This is a genomic window from Pseudomonas frederiksbergensis (genome assembly GCF_001952935.1).
GTDB classification, from domain to species: domain Bacteria; phylum Pseudomonadota; class Gammaproteobacteria; order Pseudomonadales; family Pseudomonadaceae; genus Aquipseudomonas; species Aquipseudomonas frederiksbergensis.
On sequence record NZ_CP018319.1, the window covers coordinates 2,119,495 to 2,138,273 of the forward strand.

20 protein-coding genes and 1 pseudogene are annotated in these 18,779 nt (G+C 57.9%); 12 read left to right on the forward strand and 9 right to left on the reverse strand.

From position 1 onward, the window contains the following. Positions 1–252: 252 nt before the first annotated feature. On the forward strand, positions 253–738 hold the full coding sequence (locus PFAS1_RS09835; protein WP_076029033.1) for a glycine zipper domain-containing protein: 486 nt from the start codon (positions 253–255) through the stop codon (positions 736–738). Positions 739–807: 69 nt separating this feature from the next. Here the strand turns inward: PFAS1_RS09835 and PFAS1_RS09840 are convergent, their stop codons facing one another. From PFAS1_RS09840 to PFAS1_RS09850, 3 genes are all read right to left on the reverse strand, one after another. Next, positions 808–1,227 (reverse strand): acyl-CoA thioesterase, encoded by a 420-nt coding sequence (locus PFAS1_RS09840; protein ID WP_074872585.1) that lies wholly within the window; start codon positions 1,225–1,227, stop codon positions 808–810. A gap of 141 nt (positions 1,228–1,368) precedes the next feature. After that, positions 1,369–2,595, reverse strand: coding sequence for a 3-hydroxyacyl-CoA dehydrogenase (locus PFAS1_RS09845; protein ID WP_076031512.1), 1,227 nt, complete (start codon positions 2,593–2,595; stop codon positions 1,369–1,371). Between the two features lie 197 nt (positions 2,596–2,792). Beyond that, complete coding sequence (locus PFAS1_RS09850) at positions 2,793–4,727, reverse strand: RecQ family ATP-dependent DNA helicase (RefSeq protein ID WP_076029034.1); 1,935 nt, start codon at positions 4,725–4,727, stop codon at positions 2,793–2,795. Positions 4,728–4,997: 270 nt separating this feature from the next. Between PFAS1_RS09850 and PFAS1_RS09855 the strand changes: the two genes are divergently transcribed. After that, entirely contained in the window at positions 4,998–6,095 is a 1,098-nt protein-coding gene (locus PFAS1_RS09855) for a S8 family peptidase (protein WP_076029035.1), read from the forward strand. Here the strand turns inward: PFAS1_RS09855 and PFAS1_RS29890 are convergent. Beyond that, a complete protein-coding gene (locus PFAS1_RS29890; RefSeq protein ID WP_232252220.1) occupies positions 6,092–6,268 on the reverse strand; it encodes a hypothetical protein in 177 nt (58 codons plus the stop codon). The genes PFAS1_RS09855 and PFAS1_RS29890 overlap by 4 nt on opposite strands. Positions 6,269–6,546: 278 nt before the next feature. On the opposite strand from PFAS1_RS29890, the gene PFAS1_RS09860 reads away from it, so the two are divergent. The 7 genes and pseudogenes from PFAS1_RS09860 (at position 6,547) to PFAS1_RS09890 (ending at position 10,260) form a co-directional block, all read left to right on the forward strand. Further along, positions 6,547–6,810, forward strand: a complete 264-nt coding sequence (locus PFAS1_RS09860; RefSeq protein WP_074872576.1) for a hypothetical protein — start codon at positions 6,547–6,549, stop codon at positions 6,808–6,810. A 101-nt stretch (positions 6,811–6,911) separates the two neighbouring features. Beyond that, positions 6,912–8,039 carry a hypothetical protein gene (locus tag PFAS1_RS09865; protein WP_076029036.1) on the forward strand — a complete coding sequence of 376 codons (1,128 nt, stop codon included), beginning with the start codon at positions 6,912–6,914 and terminating at the stop codon, positions 8,037–8,039. Positions 8,040–8,421: 382 nt separating this feature from the next. After that, positions 8,422–8,718, forward strand: a complete 297-nt coding sequence (locus PFAS1_RS09870; protein WP_076029037.1) for a hypothetical protein — start codon at positions 8,422–8,424, stop codon at positions 8,716–8,718. A gap of 141 nt (positions 8,719–8,859) precedes the next feature. Further along, a pseudogene (locus PFAS1_RS29735) lies at positions 8,860–8,964 on the forward strand (transcriptional regulator); the annotation flags it as partial. Positions 8,965–9,077: 113 nt separating this feature from the next. Continuing rightward, positions 9,078–9,248, forward strand: a complete 171-nt coding sequence (locus tag PFAS1_RS09880) for a YhfG family protein (RefSeq protein WP_076029039.1) — start codon at positions 9,078–9,080, stop codon at positions 9,246–9,248. Further along, positions 9,248–9,862, forward strand: a complete 615-nt coding sequence (locus PFAS1_RS09885) for a putative adenosine monophosphate-protein transferase Fic (protein ID WP_076029040.1) — start codon at positions 9,248–9,250, stop codon at positions 9,860–9,862. The genes PFAS1_RS09880 and PFAS1_RS09885 overlap by 1 nt, the downstream gene beginning before the upstream one ends. A gap of 32 nt (positions 9,863–9,894) precedes the next feature. After that, on the forward strand, positions 9,895–10,260 hold the full coding sequence (locus PFAS1_RS09890) for a DUF1493 family protein (RefSeq protein WP_076029041.1): 366 nt from the start codon (positions 9,895–9,897) through the stop codon (positions 10,258–10,260). Between the two features lie 129 nt (positions 10,261–10,389). On the opposite strand, the gene PFAS1_RS09895 is transcribed toward PFAS1_RS09890, so the two are convergent. The 3 genes from PFAS1_RS09895 to PFAS1_RS09905 form a co-directional block, all read right to left on the reverse strand. Next, positions 10,390–11,931 carry a phosphoenolpyruvate carboxykinase gene (locus PFAS1_RS09895; RefSeq protein WP_074872562.1) on the reverse strand — a complete coding sequence of 514 codons (1,542 nt, stop codon included), beginning with the start codon at positions 11,929–11,931 and terminating at the stop codon, positions 10,390–10,392. Positions 11,932–12,113: 182 nt separating this feature from the next. Next, entirely contained in the window at positions 12,114–13,016 is a 903-nt protein-coding gene (hslO, locus tag PFAS1_RS09900; protein ID WP_074872561.1) for an Hsp33 family molecular chaperone HslO, read from the reverse strand. A 491-nt stretch (positions 13,017–13,507) separates the two neighbouring features. Continuing rightward, a complete protein-coding gene (locus PFAS1_RS09905) occupies positions 13,508–13,915 on the reverse strand; it encodes an RNA-binding S4 domain-containing protein (protein ID WP_017335914.1) in 408 nt (135 codons plus the stop codon). 116 nt (positions 13,916–14,031) lie between these two features. On the opposite strand from PFAS1_RS09905, the gene rimA reads away from it, so the two are divergent. From rimA to rimK, 3 genes are read left to right on the forward strand one after another with little or no spacing between them, the layout of a single operon-like run. After that, complete coding sequence (gene rimA / locus PFAS1_RS09910) at positions 14,032–14,811, forward strand: S6 modification regulatory phosphodiesterase RimA (RefSeq protein ID WP_076029042.1); 780 nt, start codon at positions 14,032–14,034, stop codon at positions 14,809–14,811. A gap of 17 nt (positions 14,812–14,828) precedes the next feature. After that, positions 14,829–15,308 (forward strand): retropepsin-like aspartic endopeptidase RimB, encoded by a 480-nt coding sequence (gene rimB, locus PFAS1_RS09915; protein WP_074872557.1) that lies wholly within the window; start codon positions 14,829–14,831, stop codon positions 15,306–15,308. After that, entirely contained in the window at positions 15,305–16,210 is a 906-nt protein-coding gene (gene rimK / locus PFAS1_RS09920) for a 30S ribosomal protein S6--L-glutamate ligase (protein WP_008149287.1), read from the forward strand. The genes rimB and rimK overlap by 4 nt, the downstream gene beginning before the upstream one ends. A gap of 126 nt (positions 16,211–16,336) precedes the next feature. On the opposite strand, the gene PFAS1_RS09925 is transcribed toward rimK, so the two are convergent. Continuing rightward, positions 16,337–17,650 (reverse strand): ATP-binding protein, encoded by a 1,314-nt coding sequence (locus PFAS1_RS09925; RefSeq protein ID WP_074872555.1) that lies wholly within the window; start codon positions 17,648–17,650, stop codon positions 16,337–16,339. Positions 17,651–17,765: 115 nt separating this feature from the next. Beyond that, positions 17,766–18,506 (reverse strand): osmolarity response regulator transcription factor OmpR, encoded by a 741-nt coding sequence (ompR, locus tag PFAS1_RS09930; protein ID WP_008149284.1) that lies wholly within the window; start codon positions 18,504–18,506, stop codon positions 17,766–17,768. Between the last annotated feature and the right edge of the window lie 273 nt (positions 18,507–18,779).

Sequence of the window (18,779 nt, forward strand, 5' to 3'; positions counted from 1 at the left end):
TTCCCACGCTCTGCGTGGGAACGATCAATCGAATATTCCAGATCAATCACTTTCCAAACGCCCACAAAAAAGGCCGTTTTGCATGAAAACGGCCTGTCCGAAGTAGTTAAAGACCGGCGAAAAACGCTTAAGTTCCGACTAAAAAACAGTAACTTATAGAAATGTGCTCAAGTCGTGTTACTCGTCGGATTTCGATTGTCACGACCATGACACGGCCTCAGGATCGCGCCGTCATCCCCTTGAGGTTCCTCTATGAAGTTCTCCTCGATTCTCTTGTTGTCCCTTGGCCTGGTCAGTGGCTTCGCTTCTGCCGGCGGCACCACCGAAGCAGGTGTGGGCGGCGCATTGGGCGGGGTTCTTGGCTCGGTCGTCGGTCAGTCATTAGGCGGCAATACAGGTTCCACCATTGGCGCGGCCCTGGGCGGCGCGGGTGGTAGTGCTGTTGGCGCAGACAAACGCAGCCGTGGCGAAGCCGCTATTGGCGGTGCGTTGGGCGCAGCAGGCGGTAACGTGGTCGGCCGCAGCGTGGGCGGCACCACCGGCAGCCTGATCGGCTCCGCAGCAGGCGGCGGTGCCGGTGGCGCGCTGGGTAACTACATGGGCAACAAGAGCGATGACGATGATGATCGTCGTTCCTATCGTGGTGGCCATGGTGATCGTCGCTACTACCGCGACGGCCATCCGGGGCGCGGTCATGCCTATGGTCATCGCAAGCACAAACATCGCTATCGCGACTGAGGTTGAATCACCTCGTTGACCGGTAGATCAAAAAAATCGCAGCCCAAGGGCTGCGATTTTTTTTGCCCGTCAAACCACCAACCGCTGCAGTGCCTCGCGCAAGCCGGCAGGAATCGCCACCGGCTGATTAGAGGCCCGATCCACAAACACATGCACAAAACGCCCTGCCGCGCAGGCCTCGTCTTCCCCGGCCTTGAACACTGCCAATTCGTATTGCACCGAACTGTTGCCCAACTTGCCCACCCGCAAACCGATTTCGATTCGGTCAGGGAAGGCAATGGACGCGAAGTAATCGCAAGCCGAACTCACCACAAAGCCCACCACTTCGCCGTCATGGATATCCAGACCGCCGACTTCGATCAGGTAGGTGTTCACTGCTGTGTCGAAGAAGCTGTAGTAAGTGACATTGTTGACGTGACCATAGGCGTCATTGTCGTGCCAGCGGGTGGTGATGGGCTGGAAGTGCGGGTAGGTGGCGCGTTGAGTCATGGGTTCTCGCCTTGAGGATCGTTCCCACGCTCTGCGTGGGAATGCAGCCCGTGACGCTCTGCGTCACATTCAGGAGCGGACGCAGAGCGTCCATGGAGACGTTCCCACGCAGAGCATGGGAACGATCAGCAGTAGTGGAGTCTACCGATCCGCAAACCCTTTACCCACCGCCGCCAACTCCCCGATCAGCCGCGCCGGGTTCCATTGATCCCCCTGCCTTGTTTCAAGCGCCAGCAACCGTTGGTGAATATCCGCCAGCCCTTGTTGATCCGCCCACGCCATCGGCCCGCCCTTGTCCGCCGGGAAGCCGTAGCCATTGAGGTACACCAGATCGATGTCGTGCGCCGACTCGGCAATCCCTTCCTGGAGGATCTTCGCCCCTTCATTGACCAGTGCCAGCAAGCAGCGCTCCAGGATCTCTTCGGGGCTTATCTCGCGTCGCTGGAACCCTAGTTCTTCACTGACCTGCAACACCAGCGCATCGACTTCAACATCGTGCTCAGCCTGGCGACTGCCCGGCTCATAGTGGTAATAGCCATTGCCACTCTTCTGGCCGAAACGCCCCAATTCGCACAGACGATTGTCCACCTGAACCTCAGGCGCATCCTGTCCTTCACCCGCCAACTGCCGGGCACGCCATTCCAGATCGATGCCGACTACGTCGTACATGCGGAACGGCCCCATGGCAAAGCCAAAACCTTGCAGCACCGCATCAATCTGATGTGGATAAGCGCCTTCGAGCAACATCTTGCGCGCTTCGAGCGCATACGGATGCAGCATGCGATTGCCGATGAAACCATGGCAGTTGCCCGACACCACGCTGACCTTGCCCATGCGTTTGCCCAGTGCCAGGGCAGCCTCCAGCACCGCCGGTGAAGTCTGTGCACCGCGAACGATTTCCAGCAATTTCATGATGTGCGCCGGGCTGAAAAAGTGCAGGCCCAACACCTGTTGCGGACGACGAGTAGCCGCAGCGATGGCATCGATATCCAGCGCCGAGGTATTGCTGGCCAGGATGGCTTCGGGTTTGAGCAGGCCGTCCAGTTCACGAAAGATTTTCTGCTTGAGTTCGAGGTTTTCGTACACCGCTTCGATCACCAGATCGACATCGCGGACCGCCGCGTAGTCTTTAGCCGCCGTTACTCGTGCAATGCGAGCGTCCGCCTCGGCCTGATCGATCCGTCCCTGATGCACGTTGTGGGCGTAGGTGTCCGCCACGGTAGCCAGCGCCTGCTCAAGCATCTGTGGATTGTTATCAACCCATTGCACCGGGACGCCGGCGTTGGCCAGGCACATGACGATGCCACGGCCCATGGTGCCTGCGCCAATGACGGCGGCGCGCTGAATAGTGAACGGTGTCTGGCTCATGGTTGTTCTCTTGTTGGCGATCCAAAGACAGCCTTCACCATAGTCAGCCACCGCGCCTTTTTGAAATTTATTACTGTGATGAGCGACATTCAGCGGATGGATGACCGCCCACCTGATCATTCCCACGCTCCGCGTTCGGCTGTGAAAGGGACGCGGAGCGTCCCGGGCTGCATTCCCACGCAGAGCGTGGGAACGATCTAGCGTGGCAAATGCGCCTCGGCCCACGTCCGGACTTCGGCATACGGATAATCCTCAAGCGCCGCAAAACCGGAAATCGAGCGAGCCTTGAGCTTGGTGAACAGCGGCACGCCGATACCGCATAAAAACCGCGTCACGCGCTCCGCGGACGGAACGTTGCTGGTGTGCTGTTCATGCCTGTGGATAAAGTCAGCGCACAACGCCTCGAAATTTTTATCCACAAGCGCCGGTAATTCCGGTGGCGCCGGCAACCGCGCCACATCCCCGTGACACACCGAACAATGTCCGCACTGCTGCGGCGCATTTTCATCGCCGAAGTACTCGGCCAGGCGATAACCCAGGCAATGGTCCGTGGCAAACAGATCCAGCATGGCGTGAATCCGCGCGATCTCGGTTTGCTCATGGCGGGTGAAATAGGCGTGCAACTCTTCGCTCAAGGCTTGGGCATCAAAACCGGTTTGCAGCAGGCTGTAGACCTCGGTCATCTGCTTGCTTTCGAGCTCGACCCAGCCCTTTTCCTGGAAATAATCCAGCGCCTTCACCACCCGATTACGCTCGGCCTGATGCTGTTCATAAAGCGCATCGAAATTCACTGTGGCCCAGGTCCGTGCGCGGCTCGAGGTCTGGATGATCGCCGCGACGAAATCCTTGCGCTCACCCTCGAAGCGGGCCAGCAAAGCCTCGGGTTCCTGCAAGTATTTGAAGCGGTATTCGGCGTAATAGGCGTAACGCGGCGCAATGATTCCCCGCAGTTCCAACTGCACCAGCAAGGTCTTGAGCGGCAATTGGCGGATGTTGCTGTGGTCTGCCAACGGCCCCAACAGAAATTCCCACTGCCCCTCGGGCGCGGCGGCTTGCAACTCGTCGAGCACATGGCGGATGCCATCGAGCTCAGGCGTATCGCCGTAGACGAAGTTTTCCAGCACGTTGAGGCTGTCGCGGTTGGCCAATACCAGGCAGTCGGATGGCTGCCCGTCACGCCCGGCGCGGCCGATTTCCTGGCTGTAGTTTTCGATGGATTTGGGCAGGTCAAAATGCACTACGTTGCGGATGTCGCTCTTGTCGATGCCCATGCCGAACGCGATGGTAGCGACGATGCAATTGGACTGCCCGCCCATAAAGCGCTTTTGGATGGCTTCCCGTTGTTCGTGGGGCAAACCGGCGTGATACGCCTCGGCCTGTATGCCGTTGCGTCCCAGGTGTTCAGCGATGTGCTCAGCGGTTTTCTGCAAAGTGACGTAAACGATGCTCGGCTCGCCTGGACGTTCGCTCATCCATTCGACAAGGCGTCGGCGTTTGTCCTGTCCGCGCACCGGTTCCACTAACAGATTGAGGTTCGGCCGATAGAAACCGGTGGTCACCACATCGTCGGCGGCAATGCCGAACTTGGCCTCCATGTCAGCGATCACCTTGGGTGTCGCGGTGGCGGTCAGCAGCAACGCCTGAGGGATGTTGAACTGGCGCTGATAGTCGGGAAGCTTGAGGTAATCGGGGCGGAAATTGTGGCCCCATTCCGAGATGCAGTGCGCCTCATCCACCACCAGCAACGAGATGGGTACTTGCTGCAGGAAATTGCGGAAACGCTCGTTCTTCAGGCGCTCCACGGAGATCATCAAAATCTTCAGCTCGCCGGACTTGGCCCGAGCCATCACGTCGCTGGCATCATCGCGGCTCTGCGCCGAATCGATACTGCCCGCCGCAATGCCGTGGCGCTGCAGGAACGCCAGTTGATCCTGCATCAACGCCAGCAGCGGCGAGACCACCAGTGTCAGATGCGGCAGCAGCAAGGCCGGCAATTGATAACACAGGGACTTGCCCGAGCCGGTGGGGAAAATCGCCGCCGCCGAACGCCCGGCCAACACCGCGCTGATCGCCGCTTCCTGGCCGGGCCGAAACTGTGGATAACCGAAAACCTGTTCCAGGGTGTTGTGCATAAGCTGTCACTCCGTTGACCGCTGCGAAGCCCAAAGCCTAGCCGGCAAACGCAGCGAGTCGAGAAAAGGTCGGGGACCAAAACGATACGGGATGATACAGCGTCTATCGGACTAACTTTCGCCACAGGCTGAAACATACAGAGCACTTTGCCACCTGATTCCCCGCCACACTCCACTGGTAAGGTTCAACTTCGATAAAAATCACTCTCCGCGAAAATGGTCATCACGGCAGGAAGCCTGATGTACGCGGATACTCATGAAGGAACGACCATGCTTCAAATACCCGGTTTTTCAATTATCTTCGCGCTTTTGTTGCCATTCCTCTTAAGTGGATGCCTGACAAACCTCACGCAGCTCCCCATCGATCCGACCCCGTTCGAAACACCGGAGTACCGAGCCCAAAAGGGTTTGGCGATCGTTCACGCGTCAACCCTTTATGCCCGCGGTGGCACCGGTCAAGGCGTGGCCGTGGCACTGGTCGATTCAGGCCTGAATAGCAACTTGCCGGAATTCCAGGGAAGAATCCGCGATCCGGGCTTTGACCATGTCGAGAACCAGGTCGGTACCGTTGACAGAATCGGTCACGGCACCCAGATGGCTGGCATTCTGGCGGCCAACAAGGATGGTCAGGGCATGCATGGCGTTGCGTTCAATGCACAACTGATCCCCTTTCGTTTCGGTGACGACAACGAGCCATTTTTCTTCGACCGTGAGATTGCGCAATCCTGGCAGTCCGGTTTCGACAAGGGCACGCGCATCTTCAATAATTCGTGGGCCAACGCCATTCCCGCGACCGAGATCAATGAGGCCCGTTATAAGCAGGTCATGCCTGAGTCGCTGGTGACCGCCCGAAAACTGGTCCGGGGCGGCGCGGTATTTGTGTTCCCGACCGGTAACGAACTGAAACGAGAGCCGCTGGTCGAGCCCGGTTTGCCGATCGCCATACCTGAACTGGAAATGGGCTGGATCGCGGTGGTTGCGCTGAAGAACGACGGCAGCGCCATCAATGCAAAATCCAACTACTGCGGTGTGGCTGCGGCCTGGTGCATCGCCGTACCGGGCGGCGATTCGGGCGCCGACCAAGGTCTGCTGACCACCCACAAGGATGGCCAATACACCCAAACTGCCGGCACCTCTCCTGCGGTCGCGCTGGTCAGCGGTGCCCTGGCAGCACTGCATAGTCGCTATCCTGAGCTCACCGCGCAGCAAGTGCGCAAACGCCTGCTGACGACCGCGAACCGGACCGGCATCTATGCAAACAGTGAAGCCTACGGCCAAGGATTGATGGACCTGGACGCAGCCTCGCGCCCAATCCCGGAATCCGAGATCGGTGCGACAGGGCAATCAGATTTGTCGTCACCCATCTAGGGCACCAACACCGCCTTCTCGTGAAACACCTGGCTCTTGCTCGCCAAAATGGCATGGGCCGGGCTGATTTCGCCGGTGACATCTGCAGCATCCACCGCACCACATGCCCCGGCCCACAACAACAAAATCGAGGCCATTGCATACCTAATTCGTGATAAGCGTTGGGCGGACATTTGGAAACGTCCTACTGATTCTGGCGCGCACCCTACAGAGGTTTGATGGGTTGCGCCTGACAACCCCGTAGGAAATCTGCCGTCTAAGGGTTTGGGCATAAAAAACCTCGGAAAACACGTAGGTTCGGTCCGAAAAGACAGGAAAAACCCCTACAAAACCTGTCCATCGAAGCCGTATTGCCGCGCAGCGCCGTGCCCTTCTATAGTCTGCGGCGCGGCTGAAATCAGGGTGTCGGCCTGCCGGCGAGATTGCCCGAATTCCTATAGGACTGACCTAAATGCAAGACCGCTATCGTCCCCTCAAAACCAGCTACAGCGAAACGCCCGTCCTCGTCATCGACACCACGGCCAGCACCGGCGCCGTCCTCGACGCCGCGCACCAACGTCTGCGCGCGGCCAGCGATTTGCTCGAAACGCTTTATTGTCTGTGCTTCAAACAGGCCGATGTTAAAGACATACCTCATATCGTGAATGCGCTTTATTTATTAACGCAGGATGGTTGCGAACTACTGGAAGTTGCCAAACAAAGAATAGGGCACTAAATCCTCTAACACACACTACAACCCCGGTAACAACTAACCACTTCATTATTTAAATAACTCAAACTAGCCTGTACGCTCTTAAACCAAACAAGAGCACAACAATGACTACATTAACTATTTTCTTTTGCGGTACCGGCTCGACCAAATTCGACAACCAAAACCCAACTTACTGGAATGGCGAACTGGTTTCGGCACTCGCCTCCCATCATGCTGGCCGAGAGTTTGCCGAATGGATCGTGATCGACGGTCCCGGTACCAGCAACCTGCAAGCTGATGAACTGTTCACTCAATCCAAGGACTATGGCCTGAGCGGCACGCTGTTCGGCAAGGGCTGGGAGGGGAACGTCAAGCACGCCATCAACATCATCAAAGGCCAGTGTGACTGGCAACGTGAAAAACTGACCGAGACCGAATACAACCGCCTGAAGGCTGCAGGCATTCCAATCGAAGACGTGATCGTCGAAGGTTCCTGGCTGTGGCGTAAATACAACTACGGCGACCGCAGCGTGACCCAGCAGAAGTTGCAAGAACAAATCATTAAAACGTTTCGCAAGGACGGCGTTATTCCAACCAAGGTCAACTTGGTAGGCTGGAGCCGCGGCGGTATTAGTTGCCATATGCTGGCCAACGCCATGTTCAAGGACAGCAAACTGAAGAACATCCCGGTCAATATCTTTGCGATTGATCCGGTACCGGGCATCGGTAACTTTCAGGAAGACAAAGTAAAACTGAATGCCAACGTAAAAGAATACGTCGGCTTCTACGCCCGAGACGAGCGCTCCAAAGGCTTCAGCTGCGTCATCCCGCAAACGGCCACCGGCACCCGAACCCACATTTACCCGATGCCCGGCCGCCATGGCACGCTGGTTGGCAACGCCGCAGCAGACGGTGTCAGCGGCCCTAAAGTGCTGGCCGAACCCGGCCTGATCGTCCGCCACTTTGCCGAAGTGTGCCTGAAGCGTTGGGGCGTGCCGCTGAACAAAATCCTCAACCTGAGCGCGGCCGACCTGCAGAAACACCACAACACCATGGCCAGCGCCGCCGCGAAATACAAAGCGATGGAAAAGTGCTCGTACACCTACTTCACCGAGCTGGACCAGGGCGAGCGCTACGTTTCGCTGGGCAGTAATGGGGTCAGGTTCTCGGCAGTGAAAGGCACGATCTATGCGCCGGCGACCGGGCTGAGCACCAACCTTCTGGATGTGGCTTCGTATCAGCATATTCGTTGAGGTGATGGGCGCGGGATGGTGGAAAGCGCGAGAACATTCGTCGCGAAAATTCCGATAGAAAGGGCCTAGCCGAGGTTCGGCCCGATCCTACAAGCGGGGACTCTTTATCGTCTATCGCTGCCCGGTGGCTGACACCTATAGTCGGGCTGTCGCTGCTAATTCAGCGACTCGGGCTTGGTCACCCGAATAGCTCATATCGACGCGTCCGTTGTATGCTGCCGGCACTTCAAATGCCTGCACGCTATATGGTGGCTGTGTTTGGGACGCCCTCGGGCGTGCCGGGATGTGAGCCTCATCGGTTGACCAACCCGAACACAGTCCGCCTCCTATCGCTTGGTCACGATAGCGCGGGTTATTGCTGATGCATTTGAGGCTATAAACAATGAAAACGTTGAACCCGTTCCCCGATCGCTACCGCCCCCTCCAAACCAACCTCACCGATTCCCCACCCCTGATCATCGACACAGAAGCCAACCCGCAAGACATCCTCGAAGCCGCCCTCCAGCGAATCCGAGCCTCCGGCGACCTGCTCAAAACCCTACATTGCCAATGCTTCAAAAACGGTGACGTGGAAGACATCCCGCACATCACCCACGCCCTCTACCTGTTGACCCAGGACGGCTGCGACCTGCTGAAAGTCGCGCAACAACGCATGATGGGCTGGAAAGCACCAACCTGACGCCGAGCCAGGATCGTTCCCACGCTCTGCGTGGGAATGCCTCAAGGGACGCTCCGCGTTCCAGCTTCCGAAAGGGACGCAGAGCGTCCCGGGCTGCATTCCCACGCAGAGCGTGGGAACGATCAAAACCCGGGGATAACCTTGAGCAAGTTTTTTGATGAGCTGACGGAAAGCGTGCAACAGATGAACGAGATCGTACGGGGTGAGCGCCAGCCTTCCCGCGAATTCCATGTTGATGCGTTGAAGACGTTGCCGCGCTCAACTTGGGAACGATCATCCTCCGCGAAGCATCAAAAATACCGGTCTATCGACCAGATCGTTTGAGCTACACTTGGGCATTGCACAAAGAGGCAGATGTCATGAGCGAACTGACTTTTCAGCAAAAACAGGATTATTACGACAAAGTGCGCCGTTCAAATTACTTGGCGAGCTTGCGTCTTGAAGGCTTCGACACTTCGCGTGCCGATGCTGAAAAACCGCTCCCATCGCGGGAGTCGGTACTCAAAAAATATCGTCAGAATCCTCGTTAATGGTGGATAAATACGGGGTCGGCCAAGACCCCTATTGCTACCCTGGTAGCGACGTGCTGCGTAACCTGCTCAACATTCATGATGAAGAGCAACTACACAAAGCAGAGCGAGAACTCTCAGAAATCGCCGTCAGCAAATTCCGCCTCCTCCCCCCTCCGTACGACCTCAGCCTTTTACAGCATATTCATAAATCCTTGTTTTCCGATGTCTACGAATGGGCAGGACTATTGAGGACAGTGAATATCCAGAAAGGAGACACACTTTTCTGCACAGCAGACCGAATCGCCCCTGAAGCCGAGAAGATTTTTCGGGTCATGGAAAATGCTGCTTGGTTCGTAGGCGTCAGTAAAGCGGAGCTCATCGTCAAGGTTGCTGAAACGTATGGTGATTTAAACGTAATTCACCCTTTTCGCGAAGGTAACGGTCGGGCTCAACGAATCTTGTTCGAGCAAATCATCATCAATGCAGGGTTTGCAGTTGATTGGTGGCTGATCAAAGACAGCGCATGGATTCCCGCGAACATTGATGCGGTAACCTGCGACTACCGTGGCCTCGAAACTATTTTCGAACGTTGCATTGGGGATCCGCTGAATATGCCACCCCTACTGAATTGACCATTTATGCCCCGGTATCGGATAAATCCGCAATGAACCTCGCCCCCAACTTCCCCGACGACCAAACCATGCATCTGCTCATGCAGTTGCTGCACGAAGAGCTCGGCCTGCCCGAACGCAAAACCATCAGCCTCACCACCTCGATCAATTTCGACCTGGGTTGCGATGGCGCGGACGCTCGGCATCTGATGGAAGCATTGGAAGAACAATTCGCCATCGACTTCATCGACTACGACGCTTATCGGTATTTCCAGCCCGAAGGCTTTGACGTATTCCTCAAGCGCCGGGCCAAGGGGCGTGGCGATAAGGCCCCGCTGACCATTGGAATGATTTACCAAGCGATCAAGTTACAACGGTGGGATACGCAGAAATTGGAAGGCATCGAGCCCAACGCATAAGCGCCATTATTCTGGTCGTTTAGCGACAATTCAGATGGAATATTGGCAGTTGTGCGTTTGACGGTTAAACCGAGCGCCCACAAAAAAGCCGCCCCGAGAGGCGGCTTTTTCATTCGCTAAATCCAAGCCTTACAGCTTAGGCCCAGCAGCCTTGATCGCGTCGCTCACTTCAAACTTCTTGAAGTTCTCAACAAACAACCCAGCCAATGCTTTAGCCGCTTCATCGTAAGCAGCCTTGTCAGCCCAGGTGTTGCGTGGGTTCAACAGGCCGGTTTCAACGCCCGGTACGGCCAGTGGCACGTCGAGGTTGATGGTGTCGAGGTGCTCGGTTTCAACGCCGATCAACGCGCCGCTCTGGATCGCTGCGATCACGCCGCGAGTGGTCGGGATGTTGAAGCGTTTGCCGACGCCGTAGCCGCCGCCGGTCCAGCCGGTGTTGACCAGGTAGACCTTGGAGCCGAAGCCGCGGATGCGCTTGATCAGCAGTTCTGCGTATTCGCCGGCCGGACGCGGGAAGAACGGTGCGCCGAAGCAGGTGGAGAAGGTCGACTTGATGCCGCTGCCGGAACCCATTTCGGTCGAGCCCACCAGTGCGGTGTAGCCGGACAGGAAGTGGTAGGCCGCTTGTTCTTCGCTGAGGATCGACACTGGCGGCAGCACGCCGGTCAGGTCGCAGGTCAGGAAGATCACAGCGTTTGGCTCGCCACCGAGGTTTTTCTCGGAGCGCTTGGCAACGTGCTCCAGCGGGTAGGCGGCGCGGCTGTTCTGGGTCAGGCTGACATCGGTGTAATCGGCGTGCTTGGCGTCGTCGATAACGACGTTTTCCAGGACTGCGCCGTGCTTGATGGCTTTCCAGATGACCGGCTCGTTCTTCTCGGACAAGTCGATGCATTTGGCGTAGCAGCCGCCTTCGATGTTGAAGACAACGCCTTCACCCCAGCCGTGCTCGTCGTCACCGATCAGGTAACGGCTTTCATCGGCGGACAGGGTGGTTTTGCCGGTGCCGGACAGACCGAAGAACAGGGTCACGTCGCCCGCTTCGCCGATGTTGGCGGCGCAGTGCATTGGCAGTACGTCGGCAGCCGGCAGCAGGTAGTTCTGCACCGAGAACATGGCTTTCTTCATTTCACCGGCGTAACGCATGCCGGCGATCAGCACTTTCTTCTGAGCGAAGTTGAGGATCACGCAACCGTCGGAGTTGGTACCGTCACGCTCTGGCACGCACTCGAAGTTGGCAACGTTGAGCACTTGCCACTCATCACGGCCAGCCGGGTTGTACTTTTGCGGGTTGATGAACAGGCAACGGCCAAACAGGTTCTGCCAGGCAGTTTGGGTGGTCATCTTCACGGCCAGGTAGTGGTCTTCGGACGCACCTACATGCACGTGGGAAACGAAGTGATCTTGCGCGTTGTTGAACGCTTCAACGCGGTCCCACAGGGCATCGAACTTGTCGGCCGGGAACTTGCGGTTGATCGGGCCCCAGGCGATGGAAGCCGAGGTGGACGGCTCGTCAACGATGAAACGATCGACTGGCGAGCGGCCGGTGCGGTGACCGGTGCGAACAACCAGCGCGCCGGTATCGGCAAGCTCGCCCTCACCGCGACTCAGAGCTTCTTTTACCAGATCATCAACACTCAGATCGGTGTACACGGCGTTATTGGCTTGCGTCATGAGATTCCCCGTCGGCCATTGGCCGAGTGTGCTCCAAACGTTTTGTAGTAGAAAGTCGTGCACTACTACCGCGACAAAAAGTGGGCCGGATTATGCCAGAAAAGCCCAAAAATAGTAGGGCCCTCCCGTCAGAACGGCGTTATTCCGGCACAAACCAGTGAATTTACCTGCGCTGAACCGTTTTAGTGCCGGGTATCTGACGGTGTATCGACACCCGCTCCAGCGAATAATTGAGCGATATCGGCGGCATCGAACAGGTAGCGCTCGTTGCAAAACTGACAGTCGATCTCAATGTTGCCGCCATGTTCGATCACGAGCGACTGGGCATCTTCCAGACCCAAACTGACCAGCGCATTGGCAGAACGTTCGCGCGAGCAGCTGCAACGGAAGCGCAATTTCTGCACATCGAACAGACGAACCTGCTCTTCGTGGTAGAGACGATGGAGGATGGTTTCGTTGTCCAGGCTCAGCAATTCATCGGCGGTCAGGGTGCTGGCCAGCGCGGTGAGGTGCTGCCAGCTGGCGGCGCGTTCTTCTTCGTCTTTCAACCGATCAGCAGGCAGTTGCTGCAGCAGCAGGCCACGGGCGCGACGACCATCGGCGTACAACCAGAAACGCGTGCCGACTTGTTGCGACATCACGAAGTAGTTGGTGAAGCACTCCGACAGGGTTGCGCCATCGAGGTCGACGATGCCCTGATAACGCTTGCCTTGGGTCGGGTCGACGGTCAACGCCAATACGCCGTTGGGCATCAGGTCGGCGAGGGTCGCGTCGGGGGCGATCTGGTCGGCTTCGTATCGGGCCAGGCCACGGATTTCGCGCTCGCTGGAGCACTCGATCATCAGCAGCGGGATCGGGCCATCGGAACGGGCCTGGAGAATCAGCAAGCCATCGAACTTCAAGGTGCCGACCAACAACGAGGCCGCCGCCATCAGCTCGCCGAGCAGTTGCGCAACCGGCTCCGGGTACGGGTGTTTAGCGAGGACTTCGGCGTAGCTACGCTCCAACGCCACCAGCTCGCCGCGGGTGTCGCTGTCATCGAAGATGAAGCGTTGGGTGTAGTCGGTATCCGGTAGATCGGTCATAGGTCTGGGTATCTGAGGTAATGACAAAATGATTTCTGACAGCGAGAAACTGCGTCTCTGCGGCACCGTTTTGGTGCGAGATGTTCAGCCGTGAGCGGCATTTTAAGAACAATCCGGGTTTGTTCCAAGCAAGGTGGTCCTCCGCCGGTTGGCTTGATGCAATTTCCTGCCTCTGGTGCTGCTGGCCATCTGGTTATGGCCTACGGGTCAGAGGCTGTGTGGGGTTTTCGACGAGTGGTGCTTTCACCCATCCACGCGGTGCTGGCGATTAACCCGATATGGCTACACGGTTGGGCAATTGCAAGTCTGGGTCCTTTCGATGCGGTGGTTGGGGCTGTTTTTTATCCGCATGTTATTCGCCAAATTCGCTGGCCAGGCGAGTGCTGCGCACTCGTTCGCGAGCAAGCCCGCTCCCACAAGGACTGCGCAGTACCTGTGGGAGCGGGCTTGCTCGCGAAGGCTGCCTCACAGGCAACACAGAAACAATTGGCTTACTCGTCGTTACTGCTTCCACGAAACTTGAACAAGTCCCGTCGCTGCTTCTTGCTCGGTTTGCCATCAGTGCTCACGCCCAGTGAACCGGCCTTGCGCATGGCCGCAGCCGCTTCACGCTTGGCGATGCTGGCTTCGGTTTCAGCGTAAAGCGCCTGAGCCTCTGGCGCGCCACGGCGTACGATCGACAGCGCCTGAACCACCACCGTGCGCTCTTCGAACCCGGTACGAATCTGAAACTCGTCGCCGATTCGCGGTTCCTTGCCCGGCTTGCAGCGCTCGCCCCGGCAATGCACCTTACCGCTTTCAATCGCCGCCTTGGCCAAGGCGCGTGTTTTATAAAAACGCGCGGCCCACAACCATTTATCGAGACGGACTTTGTCGTCCTCTTCCTGTTTTTGTGCCACTTGAATTCCTCTTTCAGCCAATAGTCGGAACTGTACTACCGTTTCTGTCGGACGCAATAACTCGACCCTCCAGCTAGAATGCGATCTTGGCCGGATCACCGGCATGGAGTGATCGTGTGACTACATTTCCGTCTTCATTGACCTCGCCTCAGGGCGGGTGCCAGGGTTGTCAGCAAAGCGAGCCATTGGGCTTCGATTTTGCCTTCGCCTACCAACCGATCGTCGATTTGCGAGACCAGTCGATTTTCGCCCACGAAGCGTTGGTTCGCGGCTTGGCCGGTGAAGGTGCGCTGTCGGTGCTCGATCAGGTCAACGAGGAGAATCGCTACCGTTTCGACCAGCTCTGCCGGACCCGTGCCATTGAAGGAGCGGCCAATCTAAACATGCAGACACACTTATCCATCAACTTCATGCCCAACGCCGTGTACCGCCCGGAACTGTGTATTCGCACCACGCTGGAAGCAGCGAAAAAACATAACTTCCCTATCGACCGGTTGATTTTCGAAACCCTGGAAAGCCAGCACGTAGATAACTATCGCCATTTGACCAATATTCTGCGTGAATACCGCGAATTCGGCTTCAAGACTGCCATCGACGATTTCGGCGCGGGCTATTCGGGGCTCAATCTGCTGGCTGATTTCCAACCGGACCTGATCAAACTCGACATGGCGCTCATCCGCGATGTCGACCGTGATCGTGTTCGTCAGGCTATCGTTCGAGGGATTGTCACAATCTGTGCGGAGCTGAACGTTACAGTCATTGCCGAAGGGATCGAAAGCGCCGGAGAACGGGACTTCCTGGCGGACTGTGGAATTTTTCTGATGCAAGGTTACTGGTTCGCCAAACCTGCATTCAAAGCGTTGGCTCAGGTAACGCCTGAGGCCTGGACGCATTAATCGCTGGTTTACTCCTATTGAAAACATTTGACCATTTGACCGTTGTCGGTCTGCGCGAATGGGTGGCGCTCCCAGACTTGGGAGTCGCAGGCCTGCGCGCAAAAATCGACACTGGCGCCAGCACTTCCAGCCTGCATGCCACTGATATCGAACCGTTCGAGCGCGACGGTGAACAGTGGGTGCGCTTTACTGCTCACTTGGGCACGGTGGTGCAACTGCGTCACCGGCGCTGCGAAGCCCCCCTGGTGACGATGAAAACCATCAAAAGCTCCAACGGCCACGCGCAGATGCGTTACGTGGTCAGCACTACGCTGGCCCTCGGTGATCGGGTCTGGCGGGTCGAATTCACGCTCGCCTGCCGCAAGTCCATGCGTTATCGCCTGTTACTCGGTTCCAAAGCCTTGATCGACGGCCAGTTGGTGGTCAATCCGGGCATCAAGTACGTACAAGACAAGCCGGTGTTCCCGGTATCTACCTTCTCCACAGGTGTTGCATGAAGATCGCTGTGCTGTCGCGGAACCCGCGTCTGTATTCCACTCGTCGTCTGGTCGAAGCCGGTACCGAGCGTGGCCATGAAATGGTGGTGATCGACACCTTGCGCGCCTACATGAACATCGCCAGCCACAAGCCGCAGATCCACTACCGCGGCAAGCCGCTGGAGGGTTTCGATGCGGTGATCCCGCGGATCGGCGCGTCGGTGACGTTTTATGGCTGCGCGGTGTTGCGTCAGTTCGAAATGATGGGCGTGTTTCCACTCAATGAATCGGTGGCCATCGCCCGTTCGCGGGACAAACTGCGGTCCCTGCAATTGCTGTCACGCCGGGGGATCGGTTTGCCGGTCACCGGTTTTGCGCACTCCCCGGATGACATTCCCGACTTGATCGAGATGGTTAACGGCGCGCCGCTGGTGATCAAGGTGCTGGAAGGCACCCAGGGCATCGGCGTGGTGCTGTGTGAAACGGCGACGGCGGCGGAGTCGGTGATCGAGGCTTTCATGGGCCTGAAGCAGAACATCATGGTTCAGGAGTACATCAAGGAAGCCGGCGGCGCGGACATTCGCTGCTTCGTGGTGGGCGACAAGGTGATCGCGGCGATGAAACGTCAGGCGAAGCCGGGGGAGTTTCGCTCCAACCTGCATCGCGGCGGCAGTGCCAGCCTGATCAAGATCACACCGGAAGAACGCATGACGGCGTTGCGCGCGGCGAAGGTCATGGGGTTGGCGGTGGCGGGTGTGGACATCTTGCGTTCCAATCACGGGCCGTTGGTGATGGAAGTGAACTCGTCGCCGGGGCTTGAAGGGATTGAAACCACCACCAGCAAGAACGTGGCGGGGATCATCATTGAGCATCTTGAGAAGAATGGTGGGCCGAATATGACGCGCACCAAAGGCAAGGGCTGAAGCTGACTCGGTGATCGTTCCCACGCTCTGCGTGGGAATGCAGCCCGGGACGCTCTGCGTCCCCTCCAGAGCCGAACGCGGAGCGTCCGAAGAGGCATTCCCACGCAGAGCGTGGGAACGATCGGGTTAGACGGCATCCCGCGGCAGCATCAAACCAAGCGGCAACCGCACCCGCGCTTCAAGCCCGCCACCGGACCGATTGCGCAGTTCAACATTCCCGCCATGCATCGAAGCAATCCGCTTCACGATCGCCAGGCCCAACCCGGTCCCCTTCCCGCCACGGGCTCGATCACCTCGCGTAAACGGGTTGAAGATCGCCTCCAGCTCCGACGGATCAATCCCCGCCCCACGGTCCATGACACTCAGCACCACATACGGCGCGCTGGTGTCCCCGGACACATAAGCCGCCACTTCAACCCCGCTGCCCGCGTGATGCAAGGCGTTGCCAATCAGGTTGTTCAGCAGCCGCTTCATCGATACCCGACGCAATGGAAACGGCTGGATCGGCTCCAGGCGCAGGCGCACTTTCTCTTCGTTCTGGTTGTATGGCGCCGCGACTTCGCGCACCAGATCGCTCAGGTCCACCTCTTCCACCGACTCGTCACGACCATCGCGAATGAACGCCAGGAACTGGTCGAGAATCGCGTCCATGTCTTCGATGTCGCGGATCATGTCGTCCGTCAGGTCGCTGTGGTCGCCCATCAGCTCCAGGGACAGCCGCAAACGGGTCAGTGGCGTGCGCAAGTCGTGCGACACCCCGGCGAGCATCAGTTCGCGCTCGCGGCCGGCCTGTTCGACGTCTTCCGCCATCTGGTTGAAGGCGCGGTAAACCTCGGTCATTTCACTTGGCGTGTCGCTGATCGGCAGACGCACACTGCGGCCCTGGCCGAGTTGCCTCGCGGCATAGACCAGACGTTTCAAAGGTTGATTGAGCTGGCTGACGAAGATCCACGCCGAGGCAGTGGACAGCAGGCCGATAGCGAGGAACCAGCCGAGTACGTTCCAGATTTTCTGGCCGCGCAACGGATGCGGATAAAGCGGCACTTTCAACCAGCCATCACCCAGGCTTGGCGCCCGAACCCACAGGGCCGGCGGCGAATGCATGCGCAATCGGACTTCAGTGTCGGCACCGAGCTCTGCCTGCATCTGCCGCTGATAGATCTCGCTGTAAGGCCAGTGTTGCTCACCTTCCGGCACGCCAGCACCGACTACCCGGATCAGGGTCGCGGCATCGGCAATCTTCGTGCGGTTTTCTTCATCGGCCGCCCAATAGGCGCGTAGCGTCAGGGCGACGCCGTGGCTGTATTGGCGGTCCACCAGCACGTCTTCGTTCATCAACAGATAAACCAGGGTCAGCGCCTTGGAGAACAGCACGACGATCAGCACCAGCCAAAGGGTGCGGGAGAAGAAACTCTGGGGGAACCAAACGGGGGTTTTCATGGATAACCGCTACACACTTGCAGGAGCGAGCGATGCTCGCATATTGCGGATCGCGAGTCTGCGAGCAAAGTCATCTGACCCGTTGCCCGCAAGACCCGCTCCTACAAATCGCCGATCACTTGGTGGCGGCGCCATCCGGAACGAACACGTAACCCACGCCCCAGACTGTCTGGATGTAACGCGGCTTGGACGGATCGGGCTCGATCATCCGGCGCAGGCGGGAAATCTGTACGTCGATGGAGCGCTCCAGGGCGTCCCACTCGCGGCCACGGGCCAGGTTCATCAGCTTGTCGCGGGTCAGTGGCTGACGGGCGTTCATGACCAACGCCTTGAGCACCGCAAATTCACCGGTGGTGAGCATGTGCACTTCGTCGCCGCGCTTGAGCTCGCGGGTCGCCAGGGACAGTTCGTAGTCACCGAAGGTCACGCTTTCGTCTTCGCTGCCCGGAGCGCCCGGTACCGGAGCCGACTGACGACGCAGGACCGCTTTGACACGAGCCATCAGCTCGTCCGGGTTGAACGGCTTGGCCAAGTAATCGTCGGCGCCCAGTTCCAGGCCCTTGATGCGGCTCAGCTCATCGCCCTTGGCGGTCAGCATGATGATCGGAATCTGGTTGTTCGCGGTGCGCAGGCGGCGGCAAGCGGTCAAGCCGTCTTCGCCGGGCAGCATCAGGTCGAGGACGACCAGGTTGAACACTTCACGCGCCAGCAGGCGATCCATTTGTTCCGTGTTCGGGACGGCGCGGGCGCGGTAGCCCTTGCTGACGAAAAAACGTTCCAGCAGGCTGCTCAGCCCTGGATCGTCGTCAACAATAAGAATTTTTTCGCCTTCAGCAATGTTTGCAGTGCTGCTCATTAGATGCTCCTTTGATCTCGGCGCGCATTATGGCGTAGCTGCCGTTATACGCACCGTGTGCATTGTTAGCAGATTTTTCCTTCATCGCCAGAAATCCGGCCCTTATGCCTACAGCCTGCGATGCCCCCGAATGACAGAACGCTGGTTATAATGCGCGGCCTTTTGTGTCAGGCAACGTCTGATCATTACTGTAGGTGGCCGTTTTTTATTTTCATGGCGCAGGCAGTAATTGTTCGATTTCACGGGTCAACGGGATGCCTGTTGATCCAGGTA